Consider the following 13320-nt stretch of genomic DNA (forward strand, 5'->3'; position numbering starts at 1 on the left):
CGCCCCGAGGTTGAAGAGTCACCACCGCAATAATGGACCAATTGCAATTTCCATTCATGGACCATGGATGTCTGTCATGAGGTTTGTAAATGATTGCTCACCGAGACGTCGAAAGTATCAAGGAACGGAAGGTTGATCATGAATTTGAATCTGAGCGGCAAGAGAGTGCTGGTGACGGGCGGCTCAAAGGCATCGGGATGGGCATCGCCACGGCGTTCGCCGCCGAGGGCGCGGAACTGATCCTTGTCTCGCGCGACATCGACGAGGGCGAGGCGAGTAAGAAGGTCGGTCGCCCGATCACGGCCGTCAATCTCGACCTGTCGCAGCAAGGTGCGGCGGAGCAGCTAGGTGGGCGTTTTCCCGAATCGACATCCTGGTCAACAACGCTGGCGCGGTTCCCAGCGGGTCGCTGTTCGACGTCGACGAAGCGCGGTGGCGCTCTGGGTGGGACCTAAAGGTGTTCGGCTACATTAACATGTGCCGCACCTTTTACCCGCTGATGGTCGGTCGCGGCGGCGGGACGATCGTCAACATCGCCGGAATCGGCGCGATAGTCAAAAGCCCGGCGGCGATCTGTATCGCGGCCGGCACTGCGGCCATCATCGTCATGAGCCAAACGCTCGGCAGTGGGAGCCACCGGGACAATATACGCGAGGTCGCGGTGAACCCCGGCCCCGTCGCAACCGAGCGGCTCAAGGCGGCCGCCAGCGTCCAGGACACTCAGAAGTTTAATGCGGCCGCGTTGCTGCCCTGGGCACGCCCCGCAAGCGTGGAGGAGATCGGCGCGACAGTCGCGTTCCTCGCCTCTCCAATGTCGTCCTACACCAGCGGTTCAGTGGTCACTGTCGACGGCGGACTGTCCGCGTCCGCCCCGGGCCTCTAACGCGTTTCTTAGAGGAGGATGCCTGCCATGGCTCTCGTCCGCTATCCCTATCCCGCGACGATGTCCGAGGGCGCGCGTTGCATCATGGCGATGGCGCCGCAAGCAAAATCCAGATACCGACCTACTCGCGGGAGATGCTAGTTGCCCCGTATCGAAACCCGGGTTTGCTCGGTGGCTGGCGCTGCGCATATGCCGCCACCCCTTAAATTGTTAGGTAGCGGACTTCTTCAATGAGATCCAAACGAACGTCCGGTTTGCGCCAGAAGCGACCCTACAGCCAGCGGTGCTGTTCAACTAAAGAACCGGTCTGTACGCGGCCGTGTGGTGGCGCTTTCGCGCGACCAGCACACTGATGATGAGCACATTGAGAATGTTGGCACCGATGCCGACGGCGAACGCGGGCTCATAATGACCGAGACGATCGTAGAGCAGGCCGGCGAGCCAGCTGCCGGCGGCCATGCCTCCGCCGCTGAACAGCAATAGTGTCGGGATTCTCCAGGAGGCTTCCGATGCTGGAAAAAGTTCACGCACTGCCAGGACATAAGCCGGTATGATGCCGGAAAAGCCGAGCCCGAAAGCGGCGGCCACCGTGAAAAGGCCGGCTTCGTTCTGTGTCAGCAGAAAGGCCGTCATCGATGCGGCCTGCCAGGCTGATCCGGTCAGGACGGTGGCGAGCCCGCCTATACGATCGGAGATCACGCCCCAGATTTGCCGGCTCAGAAACGCGGTGCCGAGCAATACCGACAGCATCAGGGCGCCCATCGATCGACTGATCCCGAGATCGCTGCAAAAGGCGACCAGGTGGCCCTGCGGCATCGCCATGGGAATGCAGCACAGTATGGCGGCGCAGCACATCAACGCGAAAACGGCATTGGGCGGCCATCCGAGGACGCGCGCCTTGTTTGAACCGGCGCCGGACGCCGCCGCCGGTAGAACCACTTCGGGTGGCGTCCGGAAGTAAATTGCGGCCAGCGGAGCGACGACAACTATCTCGAGGAGCGCATACCACAGCATCGCCTGCCGCCAGCCGTAATTGGCAATCACTTGCTCGAATATCGGCGGCCAGAACGCTCCGGCGACATAGGTGCCGCTCGAGATCAGTGCCAGCGCCGAACCGCGCCGGCGGTCGAACCAGCGGCTGACGTAAATGTACAAGGGAGCGTTGATGCCGCCCAATCCGATCAGACCGATAAACAGTCCGTGGCCGATCCACAGCGGCCAGGGCGGCCCAAAGGTCGAGATGGAGAGGCCAAGGCCGATCATTAGCGAACCGAAGATCACCGTCGGGCGCGTGCCAACCCGCTCGGCTATTCGCGACATCAGGATGCCGCCGATTCCGGATCCGAGCCACGCCAGCGCGCCGGCAAGCGCTGGAACGGAACGCGACCCGTCAACCTCGCTGGCGATGTCCTTGAGCGCCACCGCGGTGATCCATCCCGCGCCGAACGACATACCAAGGATCGCCAGCGCTACCGAGGCGACGGCCCACGAGGCCTTGGTTTCAACCGAATCTGAGGGCGATGGCAACATCAGGCAGGAAATCCGATTGGCGAATCCTTTTACAGGCCGCACAAAAAATCACCACCCATGTCCACGTGGGGTCTGCTCTACATGTTGCATTGCAGTCATGATGTGCGCGCCGAAAAAGACAGGCGTCCCAACTCGTCATGACGGCCTTTGGCAGACATGTTCTTGAACGCGTTATTGAAGGTCCGCCGCGCCTCGACGCCAGAGATTTCGTTCCTCGAAGGTTGCGGCGACCGGGACGCCGTTCAGCTTGCGGAGGCGGTGGTCAGCGCCCTCGACATCCGCCTGCGCCGAGCCGGTTCCGCCAGCGAACGCGACGCTGATGCAGGCCACCCCACATTGTGCCGCACGAAGGCGTCCGGTCCGGAACAGGTCGGAGCGGCCACTGCCGTCGTTGGTAGATTGGTGCTGCCGCCGGCGAGCGCCCAGCCAGCTCTATTGCGAGGTCAACTTCACAGGCTGCCCGCGCTTTACTTTTCAAGACCTAGAGTGGGTATTGCGGCATCACTGTGCGTATCTCATCCGCAGTTAGGAACCGTAATCCATACTGCTCAAACATCTTGATGGTCTCCGTGAGGTCCGCATTCGCATAGGTCGCGGTATCGGCATCAGACGGCACCTCCATCTTCAATGCTGGAACGTCCATCTTGCCGACTGCCTCGAAGAAACCGCCAGGAGTGATAAAGCAGACCCAGTGGCCCTCATCAGAGGTTATAGAGAACGCATGAGCTTTTCCGCGAGGAAGAAACATGTATTCTCCGGCGGTCAATTGGAAGACTTCGCTCTCGACATACACAGTCATCTCACCCGACAAGATGTAGAACAGCTCGTCTTCCCGCGAATGGACATGCGGTGGCGGCTCGGTGCCTCGTCTCATCTTGATGACACTAACGTCAAACTCTCGGTTATTATCGGAAGCGCCCGCCATCTTGCTAGTAAGAATACCTTTGTACCACGTCGAATTGGCTAACGCAGGCGACCTCTTGTAGGCGTTCGGTGTACTCAAGTGTTGTCCTTCCGGTTATGTGGCCTGGCCGCCCAAGGAGCGATCCAGCTTTTTAAATTGGAGCCGCAGGTTTATGAGCCAGCCTTAGCTGGCCTGCTTCGCTTGACACTCCGACGTCTGAGCTAGACGGCGCGAAGCGCAGCCGCGGCCTGCAAGGCGCCTTCGATCGATTTTTCGCGGTTCTCCGGACCTAGGCGGGTGCCTTCGGCAACGATAAATTCGGGGTTGGCGATGCCCATGTAGCCGAATATCCAACTCAGATAGGCTACGAGATGCTCGCCGGGAGCGTTCGGTGTGCCGCTGCCGTACAGAAGACCGCGTGCCACCGCGATGATTACGCGCTTGTTGGCTGCGAGACCTTCGAGACCCTTTTCGCCGTATTGGAATGTCTTGCCGACGACCAGAATGCGGTCGATCCAGGCCTTGAGCTGGCTTGCGATGGTGAAATTGTACATCGCCGCGCCTAACACAACGACGTCGGCGGCGAGAAATTCGTTCAATGAGGTTTGCCCGGCGGCGAGATCATGCGTAGTCGCCGCGTCAGACTCGACGTCCTGTGCTGCGGCGAGATGAGAACCTGATAGGTGCCCCAGTGGATTGGCGGCAAGGTCGCGATAGGTGATCTCGAGGCCCGGCGTCACAGTCTTCAGGCGCTGAACGATGGCAGCGGACAGCTGCCGGCTAACCGAATGCGGTCCGAGCAGGCTGGAATCGAGATGGAGCAGTTTCATTGACGTCATCCTCGTCGGCTAGCAACGGCATTTGTGCAGAGAATTTACAAATCGCCCGACACACGATCACTAAGTCACTATCAATCTCATGATTTCATCATAGGTCCATGAATGGAAATTTCCACTGGGTCATGATTGCGCTCGACCCGCCGCTACTTCACTGAAGCTGACTAGCGGGCTGCTTACCCGGCGGAAGATCGCAGAAATTCGACAACTGCTCGTGTTTCACGACCGAGGACTGGTGCTGGAGGACGAGCTTGCTCCCCGCTTCGCGCGCATGCCGCTGATCCCAGCGGCTGTTTCTGATCCCCCGTCACAGCGGCGTCCAAAGGTAAGCCGGCGCAGCTCGCCGATCAGGCATCGCGGCCGTTGATCCTCGCGCCTTCTCCTAACATAATGCGTACCGCGCTCGATCGCATTCGCGACAGCAACGCTCTCGCCGAACGTCGTGCTCGAAGCGGACGTTGTAGCAAACATCATTGCCGGCGTCGGCGGCTCGGTGCTTCCGAAGGGCGAATCTTTCCGACATGTCGGGCTACAATCTCAGCGAGCTCGACGCGATCGAGCCGCCAGTCTATCTGACCTGCTCGATGATCTCGTCCGGACATTTTTTCCTTAGCCAACCGGCAGAGGCGGTGCGCGATTACCCAGCTCGCCGAGAACACCACCAAACGCAGGCGCCAAGCTCGAATGGACCGACGCCACGCGAGCGCAATTGCGGAACCCTACCCGCACTCGCGGCGGTACTTTTTCGGTTGCCGGCTATGTGCCCTCTCCAAACTGCTTCTGGAGCGACCTACTCGTTAAGCGACGTAGGGCGCCTAACAGGGAACCGCCAGGATATATCAGAGGGTTCTCCAGATCTCTTTCGGTGACGCGTATTTGGCCACGACCACAAAGAAGGGTAGCCCCGCGGCTCTTGGTCATGCCGCCCGCTCCGGAAGGCCGTGGCGCCGCGCTAGCCTGTCGAGAACCCCAACCATCCGGTCGAGCGCGAGCGCCCACTCCGCTTCGTCGCGCGCATAGCACAGGCGGAAGTGCCCGCCGGAAGAGGGTCCAAATTGATAGCCAGGGCTCACCAGCACGCCAGCCTCGCACAATAGCGCCTCGGCGATGATGGGACCGGAAAGACCGAGTGCGGAAACATCCGGCCAGACATAGGCGGTGGCGGCCTGCGGCTGCAGCTTCAGCCAAGGAAGGCGACGAAGACTTTCGACCGTTAACGTCCTGAGCGCGGTGAATTCCGTCAATCGCTGAGCAAGCCAGTCTTGGTCATCCCGTAGCCAAGGTAGTAGAACATGCTGGGCGTAAGCGGGCGCGCGTAGCGCCATGATCGAGAGGACGTTTTCCACGCGGCTGATGATTTCTGAGGATGCCACGACGACCCCCAGCCTGTAACCGCTCAGCGATTCTGTCTTGCTTGGTCCGAGCAGCGTCACGGTGCGACCGAACATTTCGGGTTCGGCCGCGAGGTGCGGAAAGGTTCGCCCGTCATGAATGAGCCGAGCATAGAGTTCGTCGACGAGAACGGTGATGTCATAAGTATTCGCAAGCCGGGCGATCCGCGCAATGACTTCGGCCGAGAACACCGCTCCGGTTGGATTGTTCGGGTGCGAGAAAACCAGATGGCGCGCGCCTTTGCGCTTGAACTCCATCTCCAACACATCGAAATCCGGGCACGGTCCGTCCGCCGTGAAGCGCAGTGGGACATGCCCGATATCGGCCCCGAAAAAGCGCAAGATGCGTGCACTAAACAGATAATCTGGGTCAATCAGGGCGACGCGATCGCCCTCCTCGATCAGGGAAGCCAGACTCGCAAACAGACCTGCCTGGGTGCCCGGCGTCAGGATCAGATGTTGTTGAGAGTCCAGCGGCAGATCGAGAAGGCCGCCGACGGATTCAGCAAGCACAGTGAGCACTTTGCTGTTGCCGCGATAGCCGGTATAGGCCAATGCACCGTCGGCGGCGGCACGGGCGAACTGCTCGACGGCCCATGGCGGCGGCGGAAAACGCACGGTGTCGAAATGCGTGGTGTCGAGAAAATCGGGCGGCGCCTTTGCGAGCAGCGCGATGTCCGCGCGCCTAGCGCTGGTTCCGGCAATCGGAACGCGCTCGGGCAGTTCGAGACGCTGTAAGCGCGCCGGAGCCTGCGTGGATTTCGAAAAGCGAGACTGTGACATTTCCATCCTTACTTTTAAGGGTTGTGCGTATGAGACTCAGGCCGCGACACGATTGCCGGCGGATTGCAGCGCCCGCATGAACAGGCCGGTATCGACGTTGCCGCCGGACGCGACCACGACGGCAGTGCGGCCGCGCAGCGCCTCAGGGTTTGCCAGCAGTGCGGCAAGGCCGACGGCGCCACCCGGCTCCACCACCACCCGCAGTTCCTCATAGGCAAACCGCATCGCCTCCAGCACCTGCCGATCATCGGCGACCAGTACACGGGCCAATCGCTCTCGATTGATCGCGAAAGGAAGAACCGCTGGCGTCGGCGCCAGCAATGCGTCGCAGATCGAGCCGTCGAGCCGCGGGTTTTTCTCGCGTTGCCCGGAAGCGAGAGAGCGCTTCGTATCATTGAAGGCGAGCGGCTCGGCCGCCCAGACCTCCGCTCTTGAGCGGAACGCCTCGACCGCAAGGCAAGTGCCTGCGGCAAGACCGCCGCCACCGCAGGGCACCAGCACGACGTCCACATTCGTTCCCGATAGCGCCTGCAGCGCTTCGCCGGCCGCGGTGCCCTGTCCGGCAATCACGAAGGGATCGTCGCCGGGCGGGATGATCGCCACCGGGTTTGCACCGGCGATACGCGCCGCAATCTTTTCGCGTTGCTCGGTGTGCCGGTCGTAAAGTACCACCTGCGCGCCCTGCGCCCGCGCTTTTGCAATTTTCACCGAAGGCGCATCATACGGCATGACGATGGTCGAGGTTATGCCGAGCATGCGCCCAACGGTCGCGACCGCCTGTCCGTGATTCCCGGTCGAATAGGCGACCACGCCTCCCGGATAGGCCTGGCGGTCCAGCCTCGACAGGCAATTATAGGCGCCGCGAAACTTGAACGCGCCGGAACGCTGCAGGTTTTCGCATTTGACAAAGACCTTGCCGCCTGCGCGGGCATCGAGTTCGTCTGAACGAAGCAACGGCGTGCGAATGGCGATGCCCTCCAGACGTTCGTGCGCGTCGAGAACGTCTGCCGGTTCGGGGCGTCTCAAATTCATAATCGGCTCTCTTTCATTGCGAGAGAATGCGGGAGAGGAAGAGCTTTGCGCGCTCCGCCCGCGGCTCATCAAAGAACTGCTGCGTCGGCGCGGTTTCGACGATCGCCCCCTTATCCATGAAGACCACCCGATCAGCGGCCTTGCGCGCAAACCCCATTTCATGAGTGACGACGATCATGGTCATGCCGTCCCGCGCCAATTCGAGCATGACGGCAAGCACCTCCCCGATCATTTCCGGATCGAGCGCGGAAGTCGGTTCGTCGAACAGCATCGCCACCGGATCCATCGCCAGCGCCCGCGCGATTGCGACGCGTTGCTGCTGCCCACCGGAAAGCTGTGCGGGATAAGCGCCCTCCTTGTCCGGAAGACCAACCCGAGCGAGAAGCGCGCGCGCCTTGGCTTGCGCCTCCACCTTGCTACGCTTCAGAACATGAACCTGTGCGAGGCAGATGTTCTGCAACACGGTGAGATGCGGGTACAGTTCGAAATGCTGGGACACCATGCCGATGCGCGCCCGCAAACTCGTCATGTCGGAGGCGCGCTCGCCGACTCTGACCCCATCGACCACCAGCGCTCCGCGATCGAACCGCTCAAGGCCATTTACGCATTTGATCAGGGTGCTCTTGCCGGAGCCAGACGGTCCGCAAATCACCACGACCTCGCCGCGCTCCACAACGAGATCGCAGCCCTTGAGTACCTCGATTGGTCCGTAACTCTTGTAGAGCTTCGATATCTCGACCATCGGTTTGCGACCTTGGGAAATCGGAACGACGCGAACCGAGGCTGGCATTTCAACGATTTCTGCAGGCGTGCGAGAGGCTTGAATGTGCGCTTTGGTCATGCAGGCCTCCATCGTGCGCTCAGCCTGCTTGCGGATGCCGCGCCGATTGAGCAAATGACGAAATAGACAAGAGCGGCGACCAGGTAGGTTTCGATCAACCGGTTATCGCGGTTGGCGACAATGCTCGCGGAAGTCATGAAGTCGCGCAGCGAAATCACGTAGACGAGCGAGGTATCCTGGAACAGCACAACCGCCTGCGTGATCATCAGCGGCAGCATATTGCGTAGCGCCTGCGGCAGAACAACAAGTCGCAGCGTCTGGAAATAGCCGAGGCCGCAAGCATAGGCTGCCTGCCACTGACCAGGCCGGATACTTTGCAGACCGGCCCGGAATATTTCAGAGTAATAGGCGGCCTCGAACAACACGAAGGCGATGACGACCGATTGCAGCGCGCTTACGGATCGGCCGAGCGCCAGCGGCACCAGAAAGTAGAACCAGAAGATCACGAGCACGAGCGGGATGGCCCGGAAGCCGTTGACGTAGCCGGCAGCAAGGATGGATAGCGCCTTCCAGCGCGACAGGCGTATTACGGCGAGCCCGAGCCCGAGTATGACGCCACCAAGCATCGCGACAGCAGTCAGAAAGAAGCTGAGGGCAAGGCCTTCGAGCAGGAATGGCAACGCACGTTGAATGACGCCGAAATCAAGCCCCGTCATGACGCGGCTCCCATGGTATCCGGCAAGGCTACCCGTCGTTCCAACGTGCGCATGAAGAAGGTCACTAGGAGTGCGATCACGAGATAGACGATCGTTGCGGCGGTGAAGGCTTCAAATCCCTGAAACGTGAAACTCTCGATTTGCCGGGTTTGCGCGGTCAGTTCGAAGACCCCGATTGTCAGCGCCAGCGCCGAATTCTTGAAAACGGTGAGAAAATCCGACGTCAGCGGCGGCAGCACGATCCGGAAGGCCTGCGGCAACAGCACCAGCCGATAAGCTTGCGCTGGGCTCATGCCGCTGGCGACTGCCGCCATCCGTTGGCCGCTAGACACCGCCGTGATGCCAGATCCGACCTGAACCGCGACGCGGGCAGAGGTGAACAGGCCGAGCGCCAGCATCGATGTCCATAACTCTGGAAACGGCAGATCGCGCTTCAGCCAAAAGCCCCATCCGCTGGGCAGCAGTTCTGGGACGACAAAAAACCACAGAAAGAGCTGAAGCAGCAGGGGAATATTGCGAAACATGCCGACATAGGTTGCAGCCAGCATCCGTGGAATACGATGGGGCAATGTTCCGACGACCCCAACCAGGGTGCCGGCGATCAAGGCCAGGATCCATGCCGAGATCGAGATCACGAGCGTCAACTCCAGGCCGGAGGCAAGCCAGCCAAGGTAAGGCGGTTGGATCAGGATCGACCAGTTCCAGGAATAGTTCATGGCATGCACTCCGATGAACAAGGCTGCTATTCTGGTGTGGCCCCAAGCTTGAAGGCGGCGGCTAGATCCGGCGCCAGTTCCACCGAAAGCGGCGTGAACCATTTTGCATACAGCGCCTGCATCTCGCCCGAACGGATCAACCGCGCGATCGTCGCGTTGACGGTGCTGAGAAACACGGTGCTGTTCTTCTGCACCATGAGACCATAGGGATCGAATGACAGCGGGCGGCCGACCACTTCGTAGTCGGACGGATTGGGCGCGGAATTGCGCAGGCCAAACAACAAAATGTCGTCGGTGGAAAAGGCATCGGCGCGCCCGGTGGACAACGCGAGGAAGCCTTCCGAATTGTCGCGCACCGGCACGATCTTCACTTTCAGCTTCTTCTCTTCGATCAATCTCTTGATCAGCCGTTCCGGCGTAGTGTTGATCGGCAATGCAATCGCCTTGCCGTCGATATCCTCTACCTCCTGAAGGCCGGAACTTGTTTTCACCAGAAGGCGCGTGGCGGAGATGAAATGCGCTGTGCTAAAATCGGCCTGTGACTGCCTGGAGATAGTATTGACGGTCGAACCGCATTCGATATCGACCGTGCCATTTGCGACGAGAGCAATCCGGTTCTGCGGATTCACTGCAATGTAGTTGACCGCGAGATCAGGCAGTTCGAGCTTCTGCTTCACGGCGTCGACGACCTTTGTGCAGATGTCGAGCGCATATCCTACGGGCTTGCGTTCATCGTTCAGGAACGAGAACGGAATGGAGGCTTCGCGGTAACCGATCGAAATTTGCTTTTTCTGCTTGATGCGATTGAGAATAGGGTCGCTGGATTGGGCTTGCGCAGCGGTGATATTCGCCGCGAGCAGGGCCGCTGCCATCCAAAATATCTTGCGCATGATTTGCCTCCGCAGAGTTTATGGCGCGATCAGGCGACCGCCCGACCGTTCGCCGTGATGGCTGTAACGAGTTCCTGAAGACTTGAGACGGTCAGGTCCGGTTTTGCTTCGGCGGCGCCGTCACCAGAGAGGCCGAGCAGCCGGCCTGGACGATTGATCCAGGCGCATTTCAAACCCAATCGATTGGCGGGGGTGATGTCTGCCCGCAGGCTTTGTCCGACGTGGAGAATGCGTTCGCGGGGAATACCGATTGCTGCGAGATCTGCGATGCCGACCTCAAAGTGCGGCATGTCCGGCTTGTAAGCCCCGACGCGTTCAGCCGTCACGATGACATCGAAGCGGAAGCCGAGTGCGCGGCATGAACTTTCGAGCGACGCATTGTCGATGTTGCTCAACGCCCCGACCCGGGCTTGCGCCTGCAGAGCCTTCAGGCCGGCATGACTGTCGGGATAGGCCGGCCATTGATGCGGCGTGGCAGCAAAGGCCTCACGCTCCCGCGAATCAACAGCTACGCCGAAGGCAGCAGAAATACGGTCGAAACAGCGGCGCAGCACGTCGGGATAAAGGTGCGCGGGACGCTCCTTCTGGATCTCTGCTCGCGCCAAGTCGAACGCCATGAGCAGATCCTGCGCGCGCGGGGAAATGGAGTTTCGGTCCGCCCAATCGCGCAGAAAGCCGATAATGGCGGGCTCCCAATCGATCAAGGTCCCGTAAACGTCGAAGGTCACTGCGTCGAAATCAGAGAGGCTCAGCGTCATGTTTTCCTCAAATCCACGATTGCAGTATTAGCGATAATCGCTTATCGTTAGTGTGTCAATGATACCTTGATATCGGTTCCGCCAGCCGCAACTGACGCTGTCGTGCTGTTCGGCGAGAGGCCATAAGATCGGGAACGGCGCGCCGAGAATCAGTGCCCGACTGCCAGAGGAAAACCGTGCTGCGATCACCATCGAAACCAGCCTCAGACGAAGCCGTCGAAAGCCGATCCGCATCGGCGGTCGTGACCGCCGCGCTCCGCGAAGGGATCCTTCACGGCACCCTGCCGGGAGGCGAGCGCCTGCGGCAGGACGCGATCGCTACCCGTTTCGGTGTTAGTCAAATGATCGTGCGGGAGGCGTTCAGGCAGTTGGTCACCGAGGGCTTCCTAAGGGCAGAGCCACGCCGTGGCGTCAGCGTCGCCCATTTGACGGCTGACGAGGCTGAAGAAATGACCGAGCTGCGCAGCCTAATCGAAGCCAAAGCGCTTGCATGGGCCATTCCGCAGATGTCGAAATCCGATCTGGAGACGGCAGCGCGCATCCTTTCCGAGCTCGACAAGGCCAAATCGACCGACCGCATCATTGCGCTGAACGCTCGTTTCCACGAAACGCTCTACGCCCCTGCCCGCAAGGACCGGACGCTGGCAATGATTGCCAATCTGCGATTGAACTTCGAACGCTATCTGCGGTTCACATGGCAGGAAACGCACCACCTCGATCAATCGCAAAGGGAACACCGGCAGATTCTGGACTTGTGCACCGCGCGCGATGTCGAGGGGGCATGCAAGCTGCTAAACCAGCATATTCTGGGGACCGGAAATCTACTGGTCGAACGGCTGCAATCGCATCGGCTGTAAAAAGACGGGATCACGAGCATTCAATGTCAACATCGTGCGGTCTCCGTATCAGGAGACCAGTCTAAGTCCGATCACGCCTGCCAAAATGAGACCGATGCAGAGTATCCTCGTCGGCGCTACTGGGTCTCCCAGCAAGACCATTCCTAGAATCGCGGTCCCAGCGGCACCGATACCGGTCCACACCGCATAGCCAGTTCCCACCGGCAACGTGCGGAGTGAGACGGAAAGAAGAAAGACGCTCGACAGACCGGCGGCGACCGTAAGCAGTCCAGGCATCAATCTCGTAAAACCTTCAGACCACTTCATGCAGAGGGCGAAGGCAATTTCGAGAATGCCTGCGATGCCAAGTAGAGCCCATGTCATGTAATTGGTCCGTTGGTTAGCCGGACGTTTTAGCCAGGCGAGATTTGGTGATGAGCGTAAGACGACCACCGTCAACTATCTTTCAAATGTCGACTAGTATTGCAAAATCGAACACAAAGATCCGCTCAAACACCACCAATGCTCAATCATCGAAGCAAGTTCGTGATCGCGAGATTGAACGAGTGACCGTTTCCATTTTCTGTGGATCCCACCATTACGTGCAGGGGAACGGTTCGAACGAAGCTGCCTGGCGTCACGATACCTGACTATCGATACAGAAGCTCGATTAGGGGCTCGTGCCCGTTTGCTCCTCAGCATTTCGCTCTACTTTGATACGGTTGGCATCACCCAAGCAGAGAGTGGCATGAGCGCGGCCACCAAAAGTGCGACCGAACGCACGAGCAGTTCCAAGTGAAAATGCAATGGGCAGAACTGCCACACGGTTCATCTTATCCGGTCACTGCCAGAGATCACTAGAAGCAACACGATTGAGGTCCGCCAAACGCCGGTCCGCGTTAGCTCGTAGATCGAGACTTGTTAGTAGCTTCAAGAGGCAATCATAGGCGCGGTCTGCCACCGCAACTGGTAACGGTTCTTCGTCAAACTCCTGGACATAGTTATCAAGGAGCCGGTTCAGCAGACCGAACAAAGCTTTCTGCTCCGGTTCATCCTTGCACAGCTCTGCAAGCCTGAGCTGGAACGCTCGGAACGTGTGCAACCCGTGGTGCTGGCCCGAAAGCCACCTGAGCAATTCATCCATTTTTGGCCTCTCCAAGTACGATTGAAGAAGCTAGTGACGTATGTAGCCGACAAGGAGAGCCAATACTACAAGCGCGCTTCGACCGCAAAGTCCTCCGGCGAAAGTGAAAACGTCGTGCGC

Annotated in this window: 15 protein-coding genes; 3 read left to right on the plus strand and 12 right to left on the minus strand. The window is 59.6% G+C overall.

Annotation, left to right across the window (positions count from 1 at the left end; all coding sequences use genetic code 11):
• Positions 1–89 precede the first annotated feature (89 nt).
• Positions 90–455 (plus strand): SDR family oxidoreductase, encoded by a 366-nt coding sequence (locus JQ641_RS10685; protein WP_211995931.1) that lies wholly within the window; start codon positions 90–92, stop codon positions 453–455.
• Positions 374–883 (plus strand): SDR family oxidoreductase, encoded by a 510-nt coding sequence (locus tag JQ641_RS10690; RefSeq protein WP_249150358.1) that lies wholly within the window; start codon positions 374–376, stop codon positions 881–883. The genes JQ641_RS10685 and JQ641_RS10690 overlap by 82 nt, the downstream gene beginning before the upstream one ends.
• 294 nt (positions 884–1177) lie before the next feature.
• Here JQ641_RS10690 and JQ641_RS10695 read toward each other — a convergent pair whose 3' ends face one another.
• The 10 genes from JQ641_RS10695 to JQ641_RS10740 all read right to left on the minus strand — a co-directional run bounded on the left by JQ641_RS10695 (position 1178) and on the right by JQ641_RS10740 (position 11220).
• A complete protein-coding gene (locus JQ641_RS10695; RefSeq protein ID WP_211995932.1) occupies positions 1178–2413 on the minus strand; it encodes an MFS transporter in 1236 nt (411 codons plus the stop codon).
• Between the two features lie 481 nt (positions 2414–2894).
• Positions 2895–3416, minus strand: a complete 522-nt coding sequence (locus tag JQ641_RS10700; RefSeq protein WP_211995933.1) for a cupin domain-containing protein — start codon at positions 3414–3416, stop codon at positions 2895–2897.
• Positions 3417–3538: 122 nt separating this feature from the next.
• Positions 3539–4147, minus strand: a complete 609-nt coding sequence (locus JQ641_RS10705) for an FMN-dependent NADH-azoreductase (protein WP_211995934.1) — start codon at positions 4145–4147, stop codon at positions 3539–3541.
• Between the two features lie 923 nt (positions 4148–5070).
• Positions 5071–6333, minus strand: a complete 1263-nt coding sequence (locus JQ641_RS10710; RefSeq protein WP_211995935.1) for an aminotransferase class I/II-fold pyridoxal phosphate-dependent enzyme — start codon at positions 6331–6333, stop codon at positions 5071–5073.
• A gap of 30 nt (positions 6334–6363) precedes the next feature.
• Entirely contained in the window at positions 6364–7359 is a 996-nt protein-coding gene (locus JQ641_RS10715; RefSeq protein ID WP_211995936.1) for a threonine ammonia-lyase, read from the minus strand.
• A gap of 13 nt (positions 7360–7372) precedes the next feature.
• Positions 7373–8101, minus strand: a complete 729-nt coding sequence (locus tag JQ641_RS10720) for an amino acid ABC transporter ATP-binding protein (protein WP_211996118.1) — start codon at positions 8099–8101, stop codon at positions 7373–7375.
• A 95-nt stretch (positions 8102–8196) separates the two neighbouring features.
• A complete protein-coding gene (locus JQ641_RS10725) occupies positions 8197–8856 on the minus strand; it encodes an amino acid ABC transporter permease (protein ID WP_211995937.1) in 660 nt (219 codons plus the stop codon).
• A complete protein-coding gene (locus JQ641_RS10730; protein WP_211995938.1) occupies positions 8853–9572 on the minus strand; it encodes an amino acid ABC transporter permease in 720 nt (239 codons plus the stop codon). Before JQ641_RS10730 ends, JQ641_RS10725 begins: the two co-directional genes overlap by 4 nt.
• Before the next feature lie 26 nt (positions 9573–9598).
• Positions 9599–10462: an amino acid ABC transporter substrate-binding protein gene (locus JQ641_RS10735; protein WP_211995939.1), complete on the minus strand. Its 864-nt coding sequence runs from the start codon at positions 10460–10462 to the stop codon at positions 9599–9601.
• A 29-nt stretch (positions 10463–10491) separates the two neighbouring features.
• Positions 10492–11220 (minus strand): HAD-IA family hydrolase, encoded by a 729-nt coding sequence (locus tag JQ641_RS10740; RefSeq protein ID WP_211995940.1) that lies wholly within the window; start codon positions 11218–11220, stop codon positions 10492–10494.
• 176 nt (positions 11221–11396) lie between these two features.
• Here JQ641_RS10740 and JQ641_RS10745 point away from each other — a divergent pair, with 176 nt between their 5' ends.
• A complete protein-coding gene (locus JQ641_RS10745; protein ID WP_312012351.1) occupies positions 11397–12077 on the plus strand; it encodes a GntR family transcriptional regulator in 681 nt (226 codons plus the stop codon).
• A gap of 48 nt (positions 12078–12125) precedes the next feature.
• On the opposite strand, the gene JQ641_RS10750 is transcribed toward JQ641_RS10745, so the two are convergent.
• Both JQ641_RS10750 and JQ641_RS10755 read right to left on the minus strand, forming a co-directional pair.
• Complete coding sequence (locus tag JQ641_RS10750) at positions 12126–12440, minus strand: DMT family transporter (protein WP_211996120.1); 315 nt, start codon at positions 12438–12440, stop codon at positions 12126–12128.
• A gap of 457 nt (positions 12441–12897) precedes the next feature.
• Positions 12898–13200 carry a hypothetical protein gene (locus JQ641_RS10755; RefSeq protein WP_211995941.1) on the minus strand — a complete coding sequence of 101 codons (303 nt, stop codon included), beginning with the start codon at positions 13198–13200 and terminating at the stop codon, positions 12898–12900.
• Positions 13201–13320: the final 120 nt, after the last annotated feature.

The sequence above is a fragment of the Bradyrhizobium sp. JYMT SZCCT0180 genome, assembly GCF_018130165.1.
GTDB lineage: Bacteria > Pseudomonadota > Alphaproteobacteria > Rhizobiales > Xanthobacteraceae > Bradyrhizobium.